The sequence below is a fragment of the Alcanivorax sp. genome (assembly GCF_019431375.1).
Lineage (GTDB): Bacteria > Pseudomonadota > Gammaproteobacteria > Pseudomonadales > Alcanivoracaceae > Alcanivorax > Alcanivorax jadensis_A.
On record NZ_CP080267.1, the window covers coordinates 3620564 to 3642568 of the forward strand.

The window sequence follows — 22005 nt, forward strand, 5'->3', positions numbered from 1 at the left end:
CAGTACGAGGAACACCCTGATCCCATGAAAATTACTGTCGTATACAACCCGACCGCCGGTGGTGGCCGGGAGCAGCTGCTTTGCCGTTTTGTGGCCGAACTGGAGAAACTGGGTGCCCGTGTGCGCCTGTATCACACCCGGGGACCGGCGGATGCCACCGAGTATCTGCAGAGCCTGGAAGATCAGGGCGATTGCGTGGTGGCGGTGGGTGGTGACGGTACCACCAACGAAGTCCTTAATGGTCTGGCCCCCGGTGTGGCTCTGGGCGTGTTTGCCACCGGTACCGCCAATGTGCTGGCAAAGGAGCTGCAGCTGCCGAAAACGCCGGAGTTGGCGGCTCAGGTCGTGGTCAATGGCAAGAATGTGCCGGTGACCCCGGCCCGGCTCAACGGCCGCCGTTTTATCATGATGTGCGGCATCGGCTATGACGCCTGGGTGGTGGACGGGGTGAACCTGGCGGTGAAGGAGCGCTTCGGCAAGTTGGCCTATGTGCAATCCATGCTGGCGCAGATCCGCCGTTACGGTCAGCGCCATTACCGGGTCATGGTGGATGGCCGGCCGCTGGACTGTTTTTCCGCCATCGTTACCAATGGTCGCCATTACGGTGGCAGCTTCGTGCTCAGCCGGGAAGCCAACATCCTGCGTCCCCAGGTGCAGGTGCTGTTGTTCCAGAAGCCGGGAGTCAGCTTCTTGCTGCGTTGTCTGGCCGCGCTGTTGTTGGGACGTATGGAGCGGGTAGATGGCGTTGCCAGCTTGCGGGCCCAGCGGGTGGAGATTCGCTGCGAAGACGCCGATGAGCCAATCCAGGCCGATGGCGACCCGGCCGGCCAGTTACCGGCGGAGATCGTGATGGAAGATGAGCCGGTACCCATGCGGGTGGCGGACACGTTTCAGTAGTTCATCATGAGGAGAGTTGCTGAACCTGCCCGGTGAGATCCCGGCCAGGTAATCAAAAAAGCCCGCGTAAGCGGGCTTTTTTGATTCAGCGACAAGCGAAAACCTGCGGTAAGGTGCGTTCGGCGTGCCGCATGAAGCCTGTTGTGTGTCAGTTCTCTCTCATTTCTTTTCTTCCGGTGGGCAGCCCTGCTCGTCGCAGCCTTCTGCATAGTCACGGGGAGGCTCCACGATACTGTCTGTTACCGGTGTGTCTGTCACGTCCACCGGTTTGAATGGTCCGGTGGTTTTCTGTTGCAGACCGAAGTCTTCGGCGAGGGTGCCGCCCTTGGCGCTGGGGGCGTAATCCAGCGGTGGCGCCACAGGTCCATCGCCCTCTTTCTGTGGGGCGGAATCCAGGGATTTCGCCACCGCCCGTTTGCGGCCCACTTCGGAGCACAATGCCTGGGCGCCTTTGGAAAGATGCTCGTGGACGGAGCGGTAGGCCTGGGTCATGTCGTTGACCAGCTCTGCGGTGTGCAGGAAATGATCATCCACCTGATCACGATAGTGATTGAGGGCCTGGCGGGCTTCATCGCGATCCCGAATCAGCTGGCCGGCCTGGCGCCGTGCCGGTAACAACCAGAACAGTAATCCTGCGCCTACTACCACGCCGGCGGCGAAGCACAGCACCCCAGTTGTCAGCATATCCATGGCATACTCCTTCTGAATTCCAGTTATTCCAGCACAGTGCCGGGCAGTCGCCAAGGGTTAGAGCCTATTCAGGGTCTCTGCACAGCCGCGTTGCCGCTAAAAATGGCTCCAGGCAAGGCATGAACCGCAGGGCCTGACGGGTCAAGTTCAAGGTTCATAACACAGCATGGGGCCATTTTTAGCGGCAACCCGAAGGGCCGGGCCCATTCTTTTCAGGTGAAGAGTGCCGCCAGTCCGCGACTGCGCTTGTTCATGTAGAATGACTACACTACACAATCGCAATCACGAACTGGCAACAAAATTGACTCCGGCGCGGTTGTGCAGAGACCCTGAATAGGCTCCAAGGTGTAAGAGACTGTTGATACTCTTCATGTTGTTGCGTTGAGACAAGGTTTGGCTTCCCGAAATCGTTGATATAGCGACACGGGATAGCGGGAAAAGCGATGGAGGTGGGTCATGGCAGTACAGCGGCAGAGTCTTTCCGGGCCGGCCGGTAATCTTGAGGCGGTGGTGGAACAGGGCAGCGACACGCCATCCTTTGTCGCGATTATCTGTCATCCCCATCCCCTGTTCGGTGGCACCATGGATAACAAGGTGGTCACTTCCCTCAGTCGCTTGGCCCGTGATCAGGGCGCAGTCGTGGTGCGTTTCAACTTCCGCGGCGTCGGCGAAAGCCAGGGGGCCTACAGCGACGGTATCGGGGAAACCGAAGACCTGCTGGCGGTACACAGCTGGCTGACCCATACCTGGCCGGATCTGCCCCTGTGGCTGGCCGGTTTTTCCTTTGGCAGCTTTGTCGCTGCTCGTGGGGCAGAAATTCTCAAGGCCAATGGTATGCCGGCCAGGGAGTTGCTGCTGGTAGCGCCCCCCGTACACCATTACCCCTTTGATGATATCGAACAGACTGGCTGCCCGGTGACCGTGGTCCAGGGCGAGGATGATGAGGTGGTTCCGGCGGAGCAGGTGTTTCGCTGGGCAGAAGCCACGCCGTTGGCGCCGGATCTGATCCGTTTTCCGGATTGCGGGCACTTCTTTCATGGCAAGCTGGTGGAGCTGAAAGAGGCTGCCGCCAGCCATTTACCCGCTTGATAGTCCGCCCCTGCGGCGCTACATTGCCCCGTCCTATCAGCAGGCCCCGAGTCCCATGACGCCTCTTGAACAGTACCAAGCCGATCTCCAGCGCGACGACTTTTTCCAGGACCCGGCCCAGCAAAGGGCGGTGGAAGAACTGGATGCGCTGTATCACCGCTTGCTGGCAGAGCCGGCTGGCGGTGGCTTGTTGTCACGTTTTCGCAAGCCGCGCGCGCTCACTGGCCTGTACATGTGGGGAGGCGTCGGTCGCGGCAAGACCTATCTGATGGATGTGTTCTTCCAGGCGCTGCCGTTCAAGGAAAAGCGTCGCATGCACTTTCACCGTTTCATGCAGAAGGTGCATCGTGAAATGCGTGAGCGTCAGGGGGAAAAGAATCCGCTGGTGAGCATTGCCCGCAAGTTTGCCAGCCAGTCCCGGGTGTTGTGCTTTGATGAATTCTTCGTCACCGACATTACGGATGCCATGATTCTGGCCGGGCTGATGGGCGAGCTGTTTGCCAATGGCGTGACTCTGGTGGCCACCTCCAACATCGAGCCCGATGGCCTTTACAAGGACGGCCTGCAACGGGCCCGCTTCCTGCCGGCCATCGACCTGCTCAAGCAATACACCAAGGTGCTCAACGTGGACGGCGGCAACGATTATCGTCTGCGGCTGCTGGAACAGGCCGAGCTGTACCATTGCCCGCTGGGCAAGGCGGCGGATGATTTTCTTCGTGAGCGTTTTCATACCCTGGAGCCGGATCATTCCCGTCACCGTGATCACGGTAATGTGCTGATCGAGGGGCGAAAAATTCCCTCGGTAATGTGCGCCGATGATGTGGTGTGGTTTGAATTCAAGGCCCTGTGTGATGGTCCGCGCAGCCAGACCGACTATATTGAAGTGGCCCGGGAGTTTCATACCGTGCTGGTCTCCAATGTGGAGCAGATGGGCGCCGGCAAGGATGACATGGCCCGGCGGTTCATCAATCTGGTGGATGAGTTCTACGACCGGGCCGTGAAGCTGGTGATTACCGCTGAAGTGCCCATCGAAGATATCTATGCTGGCGGCCGTCTGGACTTCGAATTCGAGCGCACCCGTTCCCGCCTTCAGGAAATGCAGTCCTCCGAGTATCTCGGTCGCGAGCACCGGGCCTGACAGGTTTCCCGTCATTGGCCGGAATTGTCATCGCTGCCCGGTGGTGAACATTTCGGTCATTGCCCGGCGACGGCGTCAGTGCACAGAATGAGCCATTCTGTGCCCCGGCCGAGCCCGGTATCGGGGCTATCCCTGATAACCTGATTCCGGAGAGCTCAATGATTCCCCGTACGCTGTTCAGTTCCGACCATGAAACCTTCCGCGCAACCGTGCGCAAATTCCTCGAAAATGAGGCAGTACCTCATCACGAAGAGTGGGAGCAAACCGGTGTCGTTCCCAAAGAGGTATGGCTCAAAGCGGGTGAGCAGGGTTTTCTGTGCCCCATGGTGGGTGAGGAGTACGGCGGTATCGGGGCCGACTTTCTCTATAGTGTGGTGATTGGCGAGGAAGTGTCCCGGCTGGGTCTGACGGGCATTGGCTGGGGGCTGCACACGGAAATCGTGGCGCCCTATATCGAGCACAATGGCTCCGAGACGCTCAAGCAGAAATACCTGCCAAAAATGGTCACCGGTGAAATGATCGGTGCTATTGCCATGACCGAGCCGGGTGCCGGTTCGGATCTGCAGGGAGTGAAAACCTCCGCGGTCAAAAACGGTGACCACTACATCTTGAATGGCTCGAAGACCTTTATCACCAACGGTCAGAACGCGGATATCGTGATTGTGGTGGCCAAGACCGATCCGTCCAAGGGCGCCAAGGGGATCAGTCTGTTCGTGGTGGAAACCGACTCGGAAGGATTCGAGAAAGGCACCAACCTGAAGAAAGTGGGGATGAAAGCTCAGGATACCTCCGAGCTGTTCTTCCAGGACGTGAAGGTGCCGGCGGAGAATCTGCTGGGTGAAGAGGGCATGGGCTTCATCTACCTGATGCAGGAACTGCCGCAGGAGCGCCTGGGGATTGCCATTGGTGGTCTGGCCATGGCGGAATCCGCGCTGGAACACACCATCAATTATGTCAAAGAGCGCAAGGCGTTTGGCAAGCCGGTTGCCGCGTTCCAGAACACCCAGTTCAAGATTGCCGAGATGCACACCAAGCTGGAAGTGGCCCGCGCCTACGTGGATCGCTGTCTGGAACTGCACCTGAAAAAGGAACTGGATATTCCTACCGCGGCCGCGGCCAAATATTACATCACCGATTTACAGTGCGAAGTGATCGACGAATGCGTGCAGTTGCATGGCGGTTACGGCTATATGTGGGAATATCCGGTGGCCCGCATGTTTGCAGATTCACGCGTACAGCGGATCTATGGCGGCACCAATGAAATCATGAAGACGATTATCGCCAAGGCCGTTCTGGCTGACTGAAATCGCCGGCATGATTGCAAATAAAAAGGGCAGCATTCGCTGCCCTTTTTTTATTTTCTCTTTTCTAATGCAAAAATCTGAGTGAACGGCATTCCTTGCTTGTGCCGCCGCCTATTGTGTATAAGTGGATTGCTGATCTTTTAATCATTATGACAGCACTACTTTGCGAGGAAGAGGGAGAGACATCATGAAAAAAACAGGTGCCGTTCTTGTCGGTTCCGCATTGAGCCTGGCTGCCGGGCATGCGGCGGCAAGTGGCTTTTCCGTGTCCTATCAATCCGTTTCCGCTCTGGGTACCGCCTATGCCGGTGCCGGTGTACTCAGCGAGAACGCCTCTAACCAATGGTACAACCCGGCTACCCTGGCGGGGCTGAAGCAGGCAGAGCTGTCTGCTGCGGTTCATCAGGTGTGGGTGGATACCTCTTTCGAAGGTGATGCTTCCACGACGCCTTTCGGTAATGCACCAGGTGACTTTGATGATGTGGAACCGTTCATTGGCAGTGCATTTCTCGCTGTGCCATTGACCGACATGATGACATTTGGGCTAGGGGTGAATTCTCCGTTCGGAACAAAGGTTGAGTATGACGACAACTGGGGTAACCAAATCGCTCCCCCTCTGTTTCCTGTGCCAGCAGGAACGGGTGATTTTTATTCCACTGAATCGGATCTGAAAACTTACAACGTGAACCCGTCGCTGGGTATTCAGTTAACGGATAATTTGAACGTGGGCGTCGGTGTAAGCTACCAGCGTCTGGATGCCGATATTCGTAATGCCGGAACACGACTGGAAGGTGACGATGATAGTTATGGCTGGAATCTGGGGCTGACCTACAGCCCGGATGACAATAACCATTTCGGTGTTGCTTACCGCTCCAAGATTGAGTACGACGTGGAAGGCGATATCACTTTTAACCCGGTGGTTGCGGGTCCTTTGGCAGGAACCTATGAAGGTGAAACATCCGTAGATCTGCCTGCTTCCCTGCAGCTTTCCTATGCGGGTGATCTGTCTGATCGCACCCAGATCCTGATGGGTGTTGAATGGATGGAGTGGAGCAGTCTGGACAAGCTGGAAATTGATCATGCTGGTCCCGCTCCGCTCCCGAACCCGGCAGTGGAAACCTTCGACTGGGAAAACACTGTGCGTTATTCCCTGGGGGTTCGTCACGCCATGAATGACACCACGGTACTGCGTGCCGGTGTGGCGCAGGAAGAGTCCACTCAGGGCACCGATAATCGCTCGGCCATTTCTCCGGATTCTGACCGGGTCTGGGTGACCCTGGGTGCCGGTTTCACCCCGGTGGAGAACATGACCATCGACGTGGGTTATGCGCATATCTTTGTGGAAGATGCGGATATCAACCGCATGGACAAAGGCGTGCCGCTGAAGGGTACCTACGAACTGGATGCGGATGTGATTGGCGCGCAGTTGAGCTACCGCTTCTGATCCCTTGCCACGTTCCAACAGAAAAGGCCCTGCTAGCAGGGCCTTTTTTTATGCTCGTAAGAGCCAGACAAACCTTTCCGGCAATGTAGGGTGAATTAGCCGCAGGCGTAATCCATCATGTTTGCATTTCATATCAAGGCTGCCGATAAAAGGTGGATTACGCCTTAGGCTAATTCACCCTACACCACCCTACGTTTCTTTCCGTGTCCGCAGTCTTGCGGCCAGGGCCGGCGCCAGCGCGGTAGCCATGGCCTGGTACCCCTTGATGCCGGGGTGATAGCCGTCTTTGGCCAGCAGGGCCGGGTCGTTCATTGCCGGGTAGGCCAGATGGATAAAGTCATTGGGGCGCTCCCTGGCCAGCTGCCGTTGGACGGCATCCAGTTGTCGGGCCCGCCAGCCCAGCAGCTGGCGCAGGGGCGAGGGCAGGGCGGTAAAGCGGTGCATGGGCGGCACGCTGAGCAGGTAGAGTGGCGTCGGTAGTCTGGCAGCGAGTGTCAGTAGTTGCTCGCGATAACGACGCCTGGGTGTCAGCCCGGTGGTGTCATTGACGCCCATGCTGAGCAAGATGACATCTGCCGGCGGCAGCTCGGTGTGTGTCAGGTTGTCCAGCAGGGCCTGCAGACGGATACCGTTAATGCCGTGGCTATGCCAGGCAATCGGGTGTCGGCTTTGCTGATATAGCTGCCGGGCCAGTTGGCTGGCCAGGCCATCTTGATGATGTGCCACCCCTACTCCGGCAGCGGTGGATTCGCCGATCACCAGCAGTCGCAGTGCCGGCTCCCCCTCACCGTACTGGCCGTGCGGCTCACCGCTGGCCTCCGGCAGACGCGGAGTGGTGCGGCGGGTGCGCTTGCCCTGCCAGACCAGCAGTGGGGCGAGCAGGGCAGTGCTGAGCCAGAAGGGCAGGTGCATGGGTTATCCCACAAACATTTTCTTGGCCAGCGGCAGGCCTTTCAGGCCGCTCACGGCAACGGTGGTGAGCAGGCCGCCGATCATGGCGCCAACCACGCCGCAGGTCATGATGTCCTGGCCGGTCAGGTAGAGGCCCGGCAGGCGGGTCTTCGGTTTCAGCCAGTCCTGTTCAAACCGTTCTGGCGTGTGGTCCAGCCCGTAGATCTCGCCGGTGCTGTAGCGGCAGAAATAGTCCGTGGACAAGGGCGTGGACAGTTCGTAGTAATCCACCTTGCCACGCAAATGGGGCATCTTTTCGTAGAGCTTTTCCAGCAGTCGCTGGGAATAGGCTTCCTTCTTCGCCTCGTAATCCTCGCCGCGTTTGCCCCAGGGCTTGTCCGCCCAGTCTTGGTACCACTGGAATGGCCCCGGTGCCACGATCTCGATGGTGGCCCGGCCCGGGTAGCGCTCCGCGAAGCTGGGATCCTTGGCGGAGGGGAAGGAAATATAGGTGAGCGGAATATCGTGGCGGTCCGGGGCGGCGAGAAAACGCTCAACCTGGCCACGGTAATCCGCGCCCGGGTAAATCCAGAAGTTGGTTTTCGGCAGCGCCAGGTTCTCTGCCGTGTCCTGCAGGCCGATATACAGGCAGACGCTGGCCATGGAGCGTTGCACCTGCCCCAGCTTGTTCTGGTAGAACGCCTTGTGGGGGGCGTGCTCCGGCAGTAGCGGCCCGAACGTATTGAAGACGCCGGCATTGCTGATCACGGCGGGGGCGTGGATGGCCTGGCCGTCGGCCATGCGCACGCCCACCGCCTTGCCGTTTTCGACCAGGATCTCTTTCACGTCGGCGTAGGTGAAGACTTCGCCACCGCCGTGCTGGATTACCGGGATAATGGTCTTGGCCATCTCCGAGGCGCCGCCCACCGGGTAGTAGCCGCCGTAGAGATAATGCCGGGCGATCAGTGCGTGGATGATAAAGCTGGAGTCGTCTGGCACCAGGCCATTGTCGCCCCACTGGCCGGTGAGGGCGGCGATCAGTTCCTGGTTGTCGGTGAGGGTTTCCAGTACCTCCCGGGTGGTGCGGTTGAGAAAGGCGGGGGCCTTGCGGCGGGCCAGAGACCGGAACGGGCCGGCCAGCAGGTTCGGCAGTACCTTGGCCAGGGTGACGCCGGGCATGGCCTTGGCCACCTGGGAGAGATAATCCAGATAACGGTCGATGGCCTGTTCTTCACCCGGAAACTGGCTTTTCAGCTCGTTGGCAAAGGCCTCGGGTCCGGCGACCAGATCGATCTGCCGATCGCCGATGAACAGGCGGTCGTAGTGATCGTCCATGGCCGCCCATTGCAGTTTGCCGTCAGTGACGTAATCAAACAGGCGGCGGGCCAGGGTGTGTTTGGCGCCCATGTCGCCGATGTAATGCACGCCCACATCCCATTCGTAGCCGTTGCGGTCATAGCTGTGGGTAAAGCCGCCGGCGGTGTAGTGCTGCTCCAGCACGACAACCTTCTTGCCCAGTTTGCTCAGGCAGGCGGCGGCGGTCAGGCCGCCGATACCGGAGCCGATGACAATGGCGTCATAAGGTCCGTCCAGGCGGTTGGCCCGGTAACGTCGGCCAACGCGAAGGGTGCTGGGTGTGGGGCTGCTCATGGGGTGGGCTCCTTGTTGGAACGTTCAATGCTGCCATCCAGCAGCAGGGCGGTGATGCCCGCTGCCAGTTGCGGTTCGGTGTCAGGGCCGGGCAGGTGGCCGTCGATGGTCAGTTGCGACAGCCCGTGCACCAGGGACCAGGCGGCGGCGGTAAGCAGGGCCAGTGGCGCGGCTTTCAGGTAACCCCGTTGCTGGCCGTTTGCAACGGTGTCTTCCAGTACCTGGAATGCCGCCAGCCCCGCCTGATCCAGCCGGGGGTGAGCGCCGCGCGGCAACACCCGCCCGCCGAACATGAGCCGGTACAGGTTGGGCTCCTCTCGTGCGAAGGCCACGTAGGCCAGGCCGATGCCGATCAGGGCGCTGCGGCTATCCTGTTGGTCCACGGCCAGTAAACGCTGGCGCAGGGCCTGAAAGCCGCTGATGGCCAGTTCGGCCAGCAGGCTCTCCCGGTCGGCATAGTGGCGATACAGCGCCGGCGCACTGACGCCGATCTGCCTGGCCAGGGCACGCAGGCTGATGGCGCCGTCACCCTGCTCACGAACAATGGTTAGTGCCAGCTCGTGGGCCTGCTGATGAAGATCGCCGTGGTGGTATGCCGTACGTGCCATGGTCTCTCATTGGTCAAAGTTAACGCCGTTAACATTGCATGAGCAAGGCTGTATCGTCAACGGTTCTATGTGGGTCAGTAGGTGGCTACGGAGCTGCTGCAGGAACGGAGCGTAGCGGAGTAACGCCCGTATTTCCGTGCGGCCCGAAGGGTGAGCGAAGCGAATAACACCTCTTGAGTGACGAACCGCGCCCAGGCATTGGGCGCGGCGGGCTGCTCGGGATCAGGGCGCCGGGTACGGAAAGCGTGTATGAATAGCCTCCAGGGCTTTTTCCAGATCCCGATCCCAGGGCAGGTCCACGCTTTTCAGGTTTTCCTCCAGCTGGGACAGGCTGGTGGCACCGATGATGTTGCTGGTCACGAAGGGGCGGGTGGTAACGAATTGCAGGGCCAGCTGAGTGGGGCTCAGGCCGCGCTCTTCTGCCAGCTGGCAGTAGGCGTCGGTGGCCGCGCTGGCCTGTTCGTTGGTGTAGCGGCTGAATTGTTTGACCTCTGTCAGCCGGGCTCCCTTGGGCCACTGGTTGTTGCGGTATTTGCCGGTGAGCATGCCGAAGGCCAGGGGCGAGTAGGCGAGCAGGCCGACGTGCTCGCGATGGGCGATTTCCGCCAGGCCCACTTCAAAGCTGCGGTTGAGCAGGGAGTAGGGGTTCTGGATGCTGACCGGCGGCGCCAGACCGATCTTCTCGGCCTCGCGCAGAAAGGTCATGGTGCCCCAGGGGGTTTCGTTGGACAGGCCCCAGTGGCGGATCTTGCCGGCATCTACCAGTGCCTTGAGGGCGGCCACTGTTTCGCTGATGGCGATACCGTCCTCGCCGTCCCGGTGCTTGTAGCCCAGCCGCCCGAAGTAGTTGGTGGTGCGTTCCGGCCAATGCAGCTGGTACAGGTCGATGACGTCGGTCTGCAAGCGCTTGAGGCTGCCCTCCACAGCGCCTTGCAGGCTCTCCGCGCTGAAACGGGGGCCGCCGCGAATATGCTTTACATAGTCGCCGGGGCCGGCGGCCTTGGTGGCCAGGATGACCTTGTCGCGGTTGCCGGTGCGGGCAAACCAGTCGCCGATAATGGTTTCGGTGCGGAATGAGGTTTCCGGGCTGGCCGGCACGGCGTACATCTCGGCGGTATCAAAAAAGTTGATGCCGTGGTCCAGCGCCATGTCCATCTGGGCGTGCCCTTCATCCGCCGTGTTCTGGCTTCCCCAGGTCATGGTGCCCAGGCACAGGCTGCTCACATTCAGATCAGTACGTCCAAGACGGCGGTATTCCATGGCGAACTCCTTGCAAGGGGGCCGGTAGGCACGGTTAGAATGGGCGCCAATCTCATCATGCTGCTGGTTGCGGCACAATGGTGGGAACTGACCTGTAGTCAGGCAGTAAACGTCATGACAACAAAAGCCCCTGAACCGCTTGTGTTCTGTGGGGGGCTTGGGTAGAATTCGCGCTCTCTTGCCCGGCGGAACCGTCGCCGGCGGGTGTTTGCTACCCGTAACATATTGAATTTAGGGCAGAATTCCATGAAGACCTACAGCGCAAAACCGGAAAGCGTAAAGCGCGACTGGTATGTGGTAGACGCCTCCGGCAAAACGCTGGGTCGGTTGGCGACCGAAGTCGCCAGCCGTCTGCGCGGTAAACACAAGCCGGAGTTTACTCCACACGTCGATACCGGTGATTACATCGTCGTAGTCAATGCCGATAAAGTGGCCGTTACCGGTAACAAGGCAAATGACAAGATGTACTACCGTCACACCGGTTACCCGGGTGGCCTGAAAGAAGCCAACTTCTCCACTCTGCAGGCTGAAAAGCCTGAAATGATCATTGAGAAGGCGGTGAAGGGCATGCTGCCGCGTAACCCTCTGGGTCGCGCCATGTTCCGCAAACTGAAAGTTTACGCCGGTACTGAGCATCCGCACACCGCTCAGCAGCCGCAGCAGCTGGAAATTTAAGGGGTTAATTGATGGCAACTGTAGAAACCAACTACGGAACCGGTCGCCGCAAGACCTCTTCCGCTCGCGTTTTTCTGCGTCCGGGCAGCGGCAAGATTTCTGTGAATGGCCGCCCTCTGGATGTTTACTTTGGTCGTAAAACCAACCAGATGGTAGTTCGTCAGCCGCTGGAACTGATCGAAGTGAGCGACAAGTTTGACGTGCTGGTTACCGTAAGCGGTGGCGGCAACAACGGTCAGGCTGGCGCCATCCGTCACGGTATTACCCGTGCGCTGATGGAGTACGACGGTGAGCTGCGTGGCCAGCTGCGTCGTGCTGGTTACGTGACCCGTGATGCGCGTGAAGTTGAGCGTAAGAAAGTGGGTCTGCGCAAGGCGCGTCGTCGTCCGCAGTTCTCCAAGCGTTAAGCTTTACAACAGCTGTTCACAAAAAAGCCCAGCAATGCTGGGCTTTTTTGTGTTCAAATCAGGCGTTTAGCGACTCTGGCTGGGGAATAACCGGTTGTCAGGTGTGGGCTTTTTCTTTACCATTTGCGCCGCCTTACTCCGCCCGGAGCGCGAGGTAGTACCTCGAGTCTCGGATTATTCCCGAGCGTGGGATCTAAGGGGAGAATAACTGAATGAGCAACGACGGCGTTAATACCAGCCGCCGCACCTTCTTGATCGGCTTGACCTCGGCTATTGGTGCCGCAGGTGCAGTTGGCGCGGCTGTTCCTTTTGTGAAATCCTGGCAGCCCAGTGCCAAAGCCAAGAATGCCGGTGCGCCGGTAACCGTGGATGTTGGCAAACTGGAGCCCGGTCAGCGTGTGGTTGAGGAATGGCGAGGCCAGCCCGTGTGGGTGGTGCGTCGTACCGACGATATGCTGCAAACCTTGTCGCAGCTGGAAGACAAGCTTCGTGACCCTGCGTCTGAAGTGGATCAGCAGCCTGCCTATGCCCAGAACGAGTGGCGCTCCATCAAGAAGGAGCTGCTGGTGCTGATTGGCACCTGTACCCATCTGGGGTGTTCGCCGTTGTATGAGGACGAGCCCACAGTGGAGCTGGAGCACGGTGGTTTCTTCTGCCCCTGTCACGGTTCCAAGTTTGATCTGGCCGGTCGCGTCTACAAGAGCGTGCCCGCACCCACCAACCTGGTGGTGCCGCCGCACTCCTACCTGAGTGAAGGTGTCATCATCGTGGGTTCTGAAGAAGGGGAGACCGAGGCATGATGGGAATGGTGAATCGTGTTGTCGACTGGGTAGATGCCCGTCTGCCCGTGGTGGATGCTTACAAGCGCCACATGTCCGAATATTACGCCCCGAAGAACTTTAATTTCTGGTACTACTTCGGTGTGCTGTCCCTGGTGGTGCTGATCAATCAGCTGCTCACCGGTATCTGGCTGACCATGTTCTACTCTCCCAGCGAAGGCTTTGCTTCGGTGGAATACATCATGCGTGATGTGGAGTGGGGCTGGCTGATCCGCTATATGCACGCGGTAGGGGCGTCCGCCTTCTTCGCCGTGGTCTATATCCACATGTTCCGTGGCCTGATGTACGGCTCCTACAAGCCGCCGCGGGAGCTGGTGTGGATCTTCGGTATGCTGATCTATCTGGCACTGATGGCGGAAGGCTTCCTCGGTTATGTGCTGCCCTGGGGCAACATGTCCTACTGGGGCGCCCAGGTGATTATTTCCCTGGCCGGTGCCATTCCCTTTGATCTGCTGCCGTTTATCGACGCTACCGAAGCGAAGGAAATTGGTGAAGGCCTGACTACCTGGGTTCGCGGTGACTATCTGCTGTCCACTGCGACGGTGAACAAGTTCTTCGCGCTGCACGTAGTGGCTATCCCCATCGTGCTGCTGGCGCTGGTAGTACTGCACATCCTGGCGCTCCACGAAGTGGGCTCCAACAACCCGGATGGCGTTGAAATCAAGCAGAACAAGGACGAAAACGGCATCCCGGTAGACGGCATTCCGTTCCACCCGTACTACACCGTGAAGGACCTGCCGGGCGTGATCGTGTTCCTGATGATCTTCGCCGTGGTGATCTTCTTCTTCCCGGATGGCGGTGGCTACTTGCTGGAGAAGCCGAATTTCGAACCGGCCAACCCGCTGAAGACCCCGGATCATATTGCCCCGGTATGGTACTACGGTCCGTACTACGCCATGCTGCGTGCCACGACCCTGGATATCATCATGTCCTCCAAGGCCTGGGGCCTGGTTGCCATGGGTGGCGCTATCGTGATCCTGTTCGTGATTCCGTGGCTGGATCGCCATCCGGTTCGCTCCATCCGCTATCGCGGCTGGTTGAGCAAGCTGTTCATGGCAATCTTCGTGGTGGACTTCCTGATGCTGGGTTATTTCGGTACCCAGCCGGCGACGCCGGGTAAGACCATGATGGCGCAGTTCGGTACGATCTATTACTTCGGTTATTTCCTGCTGATCATGCCGTTTGTACACAAATTTGAAAAATCCAAGCCGGTTCCGGAACGGGTAACGGGGGGTCACTGATGAAGAAATTAGCGGTCGTTCTTTTCAGCTGCCTGCCGTGGGTAGCCCTTGCCGCCGGTGGTGGCGATAACGAGCACGTGGTTCCTGCCCCGGTTAACCTCCAGGACAAGGTGAGCCTGCAGAATGGTGCCAAGCTGTTTGTAAACTACTGCATGGGCTGTCATGGTCTGCAGTATCAGCGTTACAGCCGTCTGGCTGAGGACTTGGAGATTCCGGAAGAGCTGGTGCAGGACAATCTGAATTTCACCACCGACAAGGTCGGTGATCAGATGCGTACTGCCATGGACCCGGAAGACGCCAAGGCCTGGTTCGGCAATGCACCGCCGGATCTCACCATGGTGACCCGTTATCGTTCAGAGGATTGGGTGTATTCCTACCTGATCAACTTCTACGAAGACGAGTCTCGCCCCTTCGGTTACAACAACCGGGTGTTCGAGAACGTGGGTATGCCCCACGTGATGGCTAGCCTGGAAGAGGACCTGGGCGAGGACGAGTTCAAGCAGGCGATGGGTGACCTCACCAATTTCCTGGCCTACACCGCTGAGCCGGTCCGCCCCTTGCGTGAGCGTCTCGGTGTGTATGTACTGGTGTTCCTGGGCATTCTGTTTGTCCCGGCATACCTGCTCAAGAAGGAATACTGGAAAGACGTGCACTAACGATTAGTGCCCCTTTTCAGCGTTGAACAGGGTATCCGTGTAAGCGGTTACCCTGTTTCTGTTATAGCTATTTGTGCGGAGATGATTCGACCATGGGTGTGGTGACCAAGCGTTCTTCAATGACTTTCTTTTCTTCCCCGGAAGATCATTACAGCCATCGCGTGCGTATCGTGCTGGCGGAAAAAGGGGTCACAGTCGATATCGTTGATGTGGACAACAGCAACAAGCCGGAAGATCTGGCGTCGCTGAACCCTTACAACGAAGTGCCTACCCTGGTGGACCGTGAGCTGACGTTGTATCAGTCCACCGTCATCATGGAATATCTGGATGAGCGTTTCCCCCATCCGCCGTTGCTGCCGGTGTATCCGGTTGCCCGTGCGCATAGCCGTCTGCTGATTCATCGGGTTGAGCGTGACTGGTGTGGTCACGTTGATGCGATTCTGGCTGGTGAAGAAAAAGAGGCCAGTCTGAACAAGCGTCGCAAGGAGCTGCGTGAAGCGATTATTGCTACTGCGCCGATCTTCAGTGAGCTGCCGTACTTCATGAGTGAAGAGTTCACCCTGGTGGACTGTGTGGTTGGCCCCATTCTGTGGCGGTTGCCGGCTCTGGGTATCGAGCTGCCGGCCAAGCAGGTGAAGCCGCTGCTGGATTATGCTGAGCGTCTGTTCGATCGTGATGCCTTTCAGGCCAGCCTGACAGATGCCGAGCGCGAACTGCGCAACCCGCTGTAATCATGTCCGATATGTCTCCCAATCGCCCGTATCTGATACGGGCGATCCACGAGTGGATCTGTGATAACGGCCTGACGACCCATCTGGCGGTGAATGCTTCCTACCCCGGGGTGGAAGTGCCCCAGGATTTTGTTCAGGACGGTCAAATCGTGTTGAATATTGCGCCGCGGGCGGTGACGAACTTCATTGCCGGCAATGAGGAAATCACTTTTTCCGCCCGCTTCGGTGGGATGCCCATGACCCTGCGGGTGCCCGTGAATGCGGTGGTAGCTGTCTTCGCTCGCGAGAACGGTCAAGGCATGGCTTTCGACCCGGCAGAGCCGCCTCCTGAGCCGACCCCTCCGGAACCGGAAAAGGACGACAGCAAGGGAAAAGTCAGCCATCTGAAGGTGGTGAAATAAAAAAACCGGCGAAAGCCGGTTTTTTTTTAGCTACGAGCTACGAGCTACGAGCTACGAGCTACAAAAAAACCGCACCCTTCAGCGCGGTTTTTGTTTTGGGTAGGGCCGCCCGGGCTCGGCGTTCCGGTTGGGGAGGGCCTTCCTTCGTGTTGCAGCTTGTAGCTTGCAGCTGTTCTTCAGTCGATATACTCAATAATCTTCACGATTTTCTGCACGCCATACACCTTCTGTACCTGCTCGACCACTGCGTCGGCTTCTTCGCGGGTCAGCAGGCCCATCAGGTAGACCACACCGTTTTCCGTGACCACCTTGGTGCGCCAGCCGGGGGCATCGCCGTTGATCAGCAGGCGGCTTTTGACCTTGCTGGTCAGCCAGGTGTCATTGGTGCGTGCCAGAAAAGAGTTGGATCCAACTACCTGCAGCTCATTGTGCACATGGCGTACATGGCGAACCTTCTCGGCGATATTGCCGGCCTGGACCTTCAGGTCTTCGTTGGCCACCTGGCCGGCGAGCAGGACGTTGCCGTTATAGCTCACTACCACAATGCGAGACTCGTCCAGTTCAGTGCTGGCACGGGCCAGATTCACGGCGACCTTGCGCTCAATGTTGCCGTCCTCGATAAAGGCGCCGAAGGTGCGTTTCCCATGGTTCTGGTCGACAGGTTGATCGGACATGCCCTTGGACAGGGAAACACAGCCGGTGGTGCCGGCCAGCATGAGAAGCAAGGCCAGGACGTTGCTGAAGCGGGTGAAGCGTGCGGCCATTTACTGGCCTCCGAACAGTTGCTGGTCGATGTAGTCGCACAGGGAGTGGATCACCAGCAGGTGAACTTCCTGGATGCGAGCGGTGGAGGTGGCAGGCACCCGGATCTCGATGTCATTGGGGCCATACAGGTTGACCATTTCACCGCCTTCCTTGCCGGTCATGGCGACAACGCGCATTTCCCGGTCGTGGGCGGCCTGGATGGCCTGGATGACGTTGGCAGAGTTGCCGCTGGTAGAGATGGCCAGCAGAATGTCGCCACTACTGCCTAGAGCACGGACCTGCTTGGAAAAAATTTCGTTATAGCTGTAATCGTTGGCGATAGAGGTGAGTGTGGAGGAGTCGGTGGTCAGCGCGATTGCTGGCAATGCCGGACGCTCCATTTCGAACCGATTGAGCAGCTCGGAAGAAAAATGCTGGGCGTCGCCGGCGGAACCGCCATTCCCACAGGTAAGAATCTTGCCGCCGTTGAGCAGGCATTCCACCATGGCTTGGCCAGCCGCTTCGATGACGGTGGGAAGCACTTCGCCGGCCTTGGCTTTGGTTTCAATGCTTTCGGCAAACAGTTGCCGGATACGGTCCACGCTCATAATTACCTCATTGTTCTGCGCGTTCGGTTATTGGGTACAGCTACTCGCTGTAGAACGCGTTTTGTATCCACTGATAACGGACAGTGTCGTTATTGTCCGGTTCCATTCCCAGTACATCAAAGCGGCAGGGCCGATCATGGTATTGCGGGTGGCGGGCCAGGTAATGCTGAGCCGCCAGGATCAGCCGGCGTTGCTTGTGGCGATCAACGGAAGCCAGGGCGCCGCCATGGCTACGATAACTGCGCCAACGCACTTCCGTGAATACCAGGGTGTCACCATCCTGCATGATCAGGTCGATTTCGCCCTGCCGACAGCGGAAATTGCGAGCCACAACTGCCAGCCCCTGCTGCGTCAGCCAGTGTGCAGCCTGTTTTTCCGCTTCGCCACCGGAATCTTTGTTACTGCGCCGTAACTTCACGGGACCTGCTGCTGTTCCCCGGCTCGGACACCTTGGGTAGGGCGCGGGCTTCACCATTGATGAAGACGCCCCAGTCCAGTTCGCGCACGATGCGTTGTTGTTTCATTCTTAGACGGCCAGTGACGCCGGGCAGCTCACTGGAGGGCAGGGTGCTCAAAAGGTAGAGACGGCTTTGTAGCCGGTAGGCATCAATGCCCATGGCGAACAGGCGCTCGTAACGACCGTGACCTTCGGGCCATTGTTTCTCGGTCATTCTGCGTAGCTCCGAGTCCTCGTTGCTTAACATCCAGGGCATGTCCACAAAGCGGACGCCGTTCAGGTCCTGATCGCGGCGAGGGTTGGACTCGCCGCTGTGTATCAGGGCGGTGGAATACACCGGCAAATCCTTGGCGTAATGAAAATTCAGGGCTGGTTTCACCTGGCGCCCCTGATTGGGGTTGGCCAGCAGGAACAGAAACCCCATGTCCTGGCGGCGGCGTGGCTGGATATCCATGTCCAGGCTGGTGAAGCGGCTGACTGCCTCGCCGCGGCTCTGACTTTGCGCAACCAGCAGCAACTCCTTGACGGTGTCACCCAGGGTGGGGCCTTCCTGATAGGTGCGTGTCACCGTTATTGTGCCGCCAAGGGATTGCCATTCTTCAGCGAAAGCCTGGGCAACCCGTTCTCCCCATTCCCCTTGCGGATAAAGGATGCCTGCCTGGCTGGCGCCTTCACGAGCACCCTGCATGGCTATCTGGCGAGCTTCGTCTTCCGGGGCGAGGCCGAACTGGAAGAAATTTTCGGGCAGGTTGTCCTGATCAATGTAGTTCAGGGCCAGTGTGGTAACGGGCAGAGAGCCCTGGTTGGCAATGGTGGCAGCCTTGTCTTTGGCCAGTGGACCGAGGACAAAGTCGGCGCCGTCCTGAATGGCCTGGTCATAGAGGGTAAGGATGTTGTCGCTACCGGAATCGTAGAAGCGCAATACCGGTGGGTTGCCGTTCTGCTTGTGTCGATAGTAGGCAGTCATAATGCCTTCCTGCAGGGCCTTGCCGGCATTCTTCAGGGGGCCGGTGGTGGGCAGCAGAATGGCAACCTTGCTGGGTTTTTCGTTGGCGGCTTTTTCCAGAGCCTCAAGAATGTCAGGAACGTCCTCGGTGGCCGGGTGAGTGCGCCACTGGGCGCTCCATTGATTCAGTCGGCTGACCTGGGCATCCAGGTCGGCGATTGGGTCCCGGTAAAGTTGTGCCAGAGTCAGCCAGCCACGCAAATCGCCGCTGCTGCCTTCAATGGCATCGGCCAGTTCGGTATTGGACAGCTGCATCAGCAACTGCCAAATCATGCCGTGGTTGTAGTCCTGGTCATCGCCCCCCAGCAAAGGGTGTGCGGCTACTCGTTCTTGAAGGCTGCGGGTCAGATCCCCCTTCATGGCCAAGGCGTCTGCTTTGAGTAGGTCCAGCCGGGCCTGTTTCTCCGCGGGGTATTGGAGGATGTCACTTTGGTGGCTTTGCAGCAGGCCAAGTGCCTCGTCGGGTCGTTGGTCGCCAAGCTGAGCACGACCGCTGAGCAGTATCCATGAAAACCGCTGCTCGTCGTCCATGACCTGTGGGTTCAGATCGGCCAGCAACTGGCTGGCATCGCCGGCCCGTTGCTGGTCCAGATAATCCTCTGCCCATTGCAGTGCAGCATTGATGCGGGCATCGGTTTTCATGGTGGCCAGCTGACTGCGGGCAGCCGACAGCGCCGAGGGAGTGGCGGCAACCTTGGGAGCCGACGGCTGTTCATAAACCGTGGTGCGCGGAGGGGTTGTGGTAGAACAGCCGGCGATGACTGCGGCAGCAAGCAGGGCTGCCAAACGGGCCTTTCTGAATTCCATGGCGAGAGGTTCGTATTACCAGAATGAAGCCGCTATTGTAGGCGCTTCATTGGAGCCCCACCAGTTGAGTCGTGCACAGATATGAGTGGAACTTTGTATATTGTTAGTACACCGATCGGAAATCTGGATGACATTAGTCGTCGGGCGATAGCGCTACTGGGTGAGGTGGACTGGGTGGCTGCGGAAGATACCCGGCACAGTCAGCGCATGCTGGAGCAGCTGGGGATTCGCTGCCGGCTGATCAGCTGTCATGATCACAACGAAAGTGCCCGCAGTGAAGAGCTGGTGGCTCGTTTGCAGTCAGGAGAGCAGGGTGCTCTGATCAGCGATGCGGGTACGCCGCTGGTCAGTGATCCCGGCTATCGTCTGGTGCGCGCTTGCCACCAGGCTGGTGTTCCGGTGGTGCCGATTCCCGGTGCGTCGGCGCTGCTGGCCGCGTTGGCGGCAGCGGGGCAGCCGTCTGATCGTTTTCTTTTCGAGGGCTTTGTGCCGGCCAAGGGGGCGCCCCGGCAGCAGGCCATCGAGCGCCTGGCCAAGTTGTCGGTCACAAGTATTATCTACGAAGCACCGCACCGGGTGCTGTCCTTCCTGGAAGCACTGAAACCGCTGGTTGAAAAAGATCGTGAAATCTCGCTTTGCCGTGAGCTGACCAAGCAATTTGAGACGATTCGCATGGGCACCGTGGCTGATATTTGTGATTGGGTGGCCTCAGATCGCAATCAGCAGCGCGGCGAACTGGTACTGGTGCTGTCCCCCGCCGCACAAACTGCGGACTGGAGCGATAAGGACCAGGCACTGGCCAAATCCCTGCTGGCGGAACTGCCGGTGTCCCGGGTAGCGAAAATCATGGCTGCCCACACCGGACTGAAGCGCCAGGCGGTGTATGCGCTCCTTGAAGGCAGTTAATAGTGAACAGTTAACAGATCGCGAGAGGACAGGAGAGAACCGTCAGCAATGAAGGTCGCGCCCGGGGTTTGGGCGCGGCCTTCTGCGTTTAGGAGCAGAAAAACACGGCCCGCGAACTATTAACTGTTCACTGTTCACTGTTAACTGACTAGAATCGCCCCCGGATCGGTCAGGCAGTCGCTGGCGGCGTAGCCGCTGGAGGAAAGTCCGGGCTCCACAGGGCAGGGTGCCAGGTAACGCCTGGGGGCCACACTGGTGACGGTGTGGCTACGGCTAGTGCCACAGAGAAGATACCGCCTGTTCCCTCCTCTGGAAGGAACCGGTAAGGGTGAAAAGGTGCGGTAAGAGCGCACCGCGCCGCTGGCAACAGCGGTGGCAGGGTAAACCCCACCCGGAGCAAGACCAAATAGGGATCCTATGGCGTGGCCCGCGCTGGATCCGGGTAGGTTGCTAGAGGTTTGTGGCGACGCAAGCCCCAGATGAATGACTGTCCACGACAGAACCCGGCTTATCGACCGATCCACCTTTTCATTACGAGATGCGAGTTGCGAGAAGTGCCCCCCTTGAACCGGGGGTTGTTTTTCGTGACTCGTGGCTCTTGTACTGAAACGCTTCCTCTTTTTGACCTGAGTCATTATCAGCTGATGTCATGTCGTCAGAATTGTCGGGCTTACAATCTGGCAGGAGTCTGGCATGGCGCAGATCGATACCCTTTTTCTCGACAATAATAATGAAGTGCTGCGCTTTTCCGATCTGGTTGTCGGTGAAGGCGTGCAGGCCAACCAGTTTTGCATTCGCCACGGGGACCGTGCTGCGCTGATCGATCCGGGTGGCGATCTCACTTATACCCCGTTGACCATTGCCCTGAGTCGCCGTGTCAGTCTGGATGGCCTTGTCTACATCCTGGCATCCCATCAGGATCCGGATATTATCGCCTCCCTGCCACGCTGGCTGATGCATACTCGCAGCCAGGTGGTGGTCAGCCGGTTATGGGCACGCTTTCTGCCTCACCTGGCGTCCTCCTATGTGACTGGCAAAATGGGGGAACAATTGCAGTCACGTATCCTGGGGGTGGCGGATGAGGGCAAGGTACTGTCGTTTGCGGATACCGAGATCTGGGTGCTGCCCGCTCACTTTCTGCATTCGGTAGGCAATTTCAGCTTCTACGATCCGCTCAGCGGCATCCTGTTTTCCGGCGATATTGGTGCGTCTCTGGGTGGCGAGGAAGGGCGGGTGGATAACTTTGCCGATCACCTTCACAGCATGACCGGGTTTCATCGCCGCTATATGGCCAGCAACCGGGCCTGTCGGCTGTGGGTGGCCATGGTGCGCAAGCTGGCGCCTCACATGATCGTGCCTCAGCATGGTGGTTATTTTGCGGGGGAGCAGGTGGGCCGATTTTTGGACTGGCTGGCAACGCTGGAGTGCGGCGTCGACCTGCTGGATAGTCATTCCTATCGATTGCCCGTGTCTGGATAGGGTTTTGAGTCAATAAGTGAATATATAAAGGCCTGCTAATAACTAATCCGTCTAACACTTAAAGTGCTTTCTCACCT

General features: G+C 58.5%; 23 protein-coding genes and 1 other RNA gene. 15 read left to right on the plus strand and 9 right to left on the minus strand.

What is annotated here, in order from left to right:
- Window positions 1–24: 24 nt before the first annotated feature.
- Window positions 25–897: a diacylglycerol kinase family protein gene (locus KZ772_RS17025; RefSeq protein WP_290537631.1), complete on the plus strand. Its 873-nt coding sequence runs from the start codon at window positions 25–27 to the stop codon at window positions 895–897.
- A 159-nt stretch (window positions 898–1056) separates the two neighbouring features.
- Here KZ772_RS17025 and KZ772_RS17030 read toward each other — a convergent pair whose 3' ends face one another.
- On the minus strand, window positions 1057–1587 hold the full coding sequence (locus tag KZ772_RS17030) for a YhcB family protein (protein WP_290537632.1): 531 nt from the start codon (window positions 1585–1587) through the stop codon (window positions 1057–1059).
- 456 nt (window positions 1588–2043) lie between these two features.
- Between KZ772_RS17030 and KZ772_RS17035 the strand changes: the two genes are divergently transcribed.
- The 4 genes from KZ772_RS17035 (at window position 2044) to KZ772_RS17050 (ending at window position 6562) form a co-directional block, all read left to right on the plus strand.
- Window positions 2044–2676 carry an alpha/beta family hydrolase gene (locus KZ772_RS17035; RefSeq protein WP_290537633.1) on the plus strand — a complete coding sequence of 211 codons (633 nt, stop codon included), beginning with the start codon at window positions 2044–2046 and terminating at the stop codon, window positions 2674–2676.
- Window positions 2677–2731: 55 nt separating this feature from the next.
- A complete protein-coding gene (gene zapE, locus KZ772_RS17040) occupies window positions 2732–3814 on the plus strand; it encodes a cell division protein ZapE (RefSeq protein ID WP_290511057.1) in 1083 nt (360 codons plus the stop codon).
- A 158-nt stretch (window positions 3815–3972) separates the two neighbouring features.
- Window positions 3973–5118 (plus strand): acyl-CoA dehydrogenase family protein, encoded by a 1146-nt coding sequence (locus KZ772_RS17045; protein WP_290537634.1) that lies wholly within the window; start codon window positions 3973–3975, stop codon window positions 5116–5118.
- Window positions 5119–5305: 187 nt separating this feature from the next.
- A complete protein-coding gene (locus KZ772_RS17050) occupies window positions 5306–6562 on the plus strand; it encodes an outer membrane protein transport protein (RefSeq protein ID WP_290537635.1) in 1257 nt (418 codons plus the stop codon).
- Between the two features lie 189 nt (window positions 6563–6751).
- On the opposite strand, the gene KZ772_RS17055 is transcribed toward KZ772_RS17050, so the two are convergent.
- The 4 genes from KZ772_RS17055 to KZ772_RS17070 all read right to left on the minus strand — a co-directional run bounded on the left by KZ772_RS17055 (window position 6752) and on the right by KZ772_RS17070 (window position 10971).
- Window positions 6752–7474 carry an SGNH/GDSL hydrolase family protein gene (locus KZ772_RS17055; protein WP_290537636.1) on the minus strand — a complete coding sequence of 241 codons (723 nt, stop codon included), beginning with the start codon at window positions 7472–7474 and terminating at the stop codon, window positions 6752–6754.
- Between the two features lie 3 nt (window positions 7475–7477).
- A complete protein-coding gene (locus KZ772_RS17060) occupies window positions 7478–9103 on the minus strand; it encodes an NAD(P)/FAD-dependent oxidoreductase (RefSeq protein ID WP_290537637.1) in 1626 nt (541 codons plus the stop codon).
- The gene (locus KZ772_RS17065; RefSeq protein ID WP_290537638.1) at window positions 9100–9711 is read right to left on the minus strand and encodes a TetR/AcrR family transcriptional regulator; all 612 of its coding nucleotides are present in this window, start codon (window positions 9709–9711) and stop codon (window positions 9100–9102) included. Before KZ772_RS17065 ends, KZ772_RS17060 begins: the two co-directional genes overlap by 4 nt.
- A 222-nt stretch (window positions 9712–9933) precedes the next feature.
- Entirely contained in the window at window positions 9934–10971 is a 1038-nt protein-coding gene (locus KZ772_RS17070) for an aldo/keto reductase (protein ID WP_290537639.1), read from the minus strand.
- A 246-nt stretch (window positions 10972–11217) separates the two neighbouring features.
- Between KZ772_RS17070 and rplM the strand changes: the two genes are divergently transcribed.
- From rplM to KZ772_RS17105, 7 genes are all read left to right on the plus strand, one after another.
- Window positions 11218–11646 (plus strand): 50S ribosomal protein L13, encoded by a 429-nt coding sequence (gene rplM, locus KZ772_RS17075; RefSeq protein WP_035248051.1) that lies wholly within the window; start codon window positions 11218–11220, stop codon window positions 11644–11646.
- Window positions 11647–11657: 11 nt separating this feature from the next.
- Window positions 11658–12053: a 30S ribosomal protein S9 gene (gene rpsI, locus KZ772_RS17080; RefSeq protein ID WP_062816707.1), complete on the plus strand. Its 396-nt coding sequence runs from the start codon at window positions 11658–11660 to the stop codon at window positions 12051–12053.
- Window positions 12054–12265: 212 nt separating this feature from the next.
- The gene (petA, locus tag KZ772_RS17085) at window positions 12266–12853 is read left to right on the plus strand and encodes a ubiquinol-cytochrome c reductase iron-sulfur subunit (RefSeq protein WP_290537640.1); all 588 of its coding nucleotides are present in this window, start codon (window positions 12266–12268) and stop codon (window positions 12851–12853) included.
- Between the two features lie 5 nt (window positions 12854–12858).
- A complete protein-coding gene (locus KZ772_RS17090) occupies window positions 12859–14133 on the plus strand; it encodes a cytochrome bc complex cytochrome b subunit (RefSeq protein WP_290539496.1) in 1275 nt (424 codons plus the stop codon).
- Window positions 14133–14789 (plus strand): cytochrome c1, encoded by a 657-nt coding sequence (locus tag KZ772_RS17095; protein WP_290537641.1) that lies wholly within the window; start codon window positions 14133–14135, stop codon window positions 14787–14789. Before KZ772_RS17090 ends, KZ772_RS17095 begins: the two co-directional genes overlap by 1 nt.
- Before the next feature lie 92 nt (window positions 14790–14881).
- Window positions 14882–15520: a stringent starvation protein SspA gene (sspA, locus tag KZ772_RS17100; protein ID WP_290509447.1), complete on the plus strand. Its 639-nt coding sequence runs from the start codon at window positions 14882–14884 to the stop codon at window positions 15518–15520.
- Between the two features lie 2 nt (window positions 15521–15522).
- Window positions 15523–15921 (plus strand): ClpXP protease specificity-enhancing factor, encoded by a 399-nt coding sequence (locus KZ772_RS17105; protein ID WP_290537642.1) that lies wholly within the window; start codon window positions 15523–15525, stop codon window positions 15919–15921.
- Between the two features lie 176 nt (window positions 15922–16097).
- On the opposite strand, the gene KZ772_RS17110 is transcribed toward KZ772_RS17105, so the two are convergent.
- Genes KZ772_RS17110 through KZ772_RS17125 form a run of 4 tightly spaced genes read right to left on the minus strand, consistent with a single transcriptional unit; the run spans window position 16098 to window position 19543 of the window.
- Window positions 16098–16685, minus strand: a complete 588-nt coding sequence (locus KZ772_RS17110) for a BON domain-containing protein (protein ID WP_290537643.1) — start codon at window positions 16683–16685, stop codon at window positions 16098–16100.
- The gene (locus tag KZ772_RS17115) at window positions 16686–17273 is read right to left on the minus strand and encodes a phosphoheptose isomerase (protein WP_290509450.1); all 588 of its coding nucleotides are present in this window, start codon (window positions 17271–17273) and stop codon (window positions 16686–16688) included.
- A 40-nt stretch (window positions 17274–17313) separates the two neighbouring features.
- Window positions 17314–17691 (minus strand): YraN family protein, encoded by a 378-nt coding sequence (locus tag KZ772_RS17120; RefSeq protein WP_290537644.1) that lies wholly within the window; start codon window positions 17689–17691, stop codon window positions 17314–17316.
- On the minus strand, window positions 17672–19543 hold the full coding sequence (locus KZ772_RS17125) for a penicillin-binding protein activator (protein ID WP_290537645.1): 1872 nt from the start codon (window positions 19541–19543) through the stop codon (window positions 17672–17674). The genes KZ772_RS17120 and KZ772_RS17125 overlap by 20 nt, the downstream gene beginning before the upstream one ends.
- 93 nt (window positions 19544–19636) lie before the next feature.
- Here KZ772_RS17125 and rsmI point away from each other — a divergent pair, with 93 nt between their 5' ends.
- The 3 genes from rsmI (at window position 19637) to KZ772_RS17140 (ending at window position 21928) form a co-directional block, all read left to right on the plus strand.
- Entirely contained in the window at window positions 19637–20449 is an 813-nt protein-coding gene (rsmI, locus tag KZ772_RS17130) for a 16S rRNA (cytidine(1402)-2'-O)-methyltransferase (protein ID WP_365870488.1), read from the plus strand.
- 161 nt (window positions 20450–20610) lie between these two features.
- Window positions 20611–20976: RNase P RNA component class A (gene rnpB, locus KZ772_RS17135), an RNA gene on the plus strand.
- A gap of 166 nt (window positions 20977–21142) precedes the next feature.
- A complete protein-coding gene (locus tag KZ772_RS17140; protein ID WP_290537647.1) occupies window positions 21143–21928 on the plus strand; it encodes an MBL fold metallo-hydrolase in 786 nt (261 codons plus the stop codon).
- Window positions 21929–22005 lie beyond the last annotated feature (77 nt).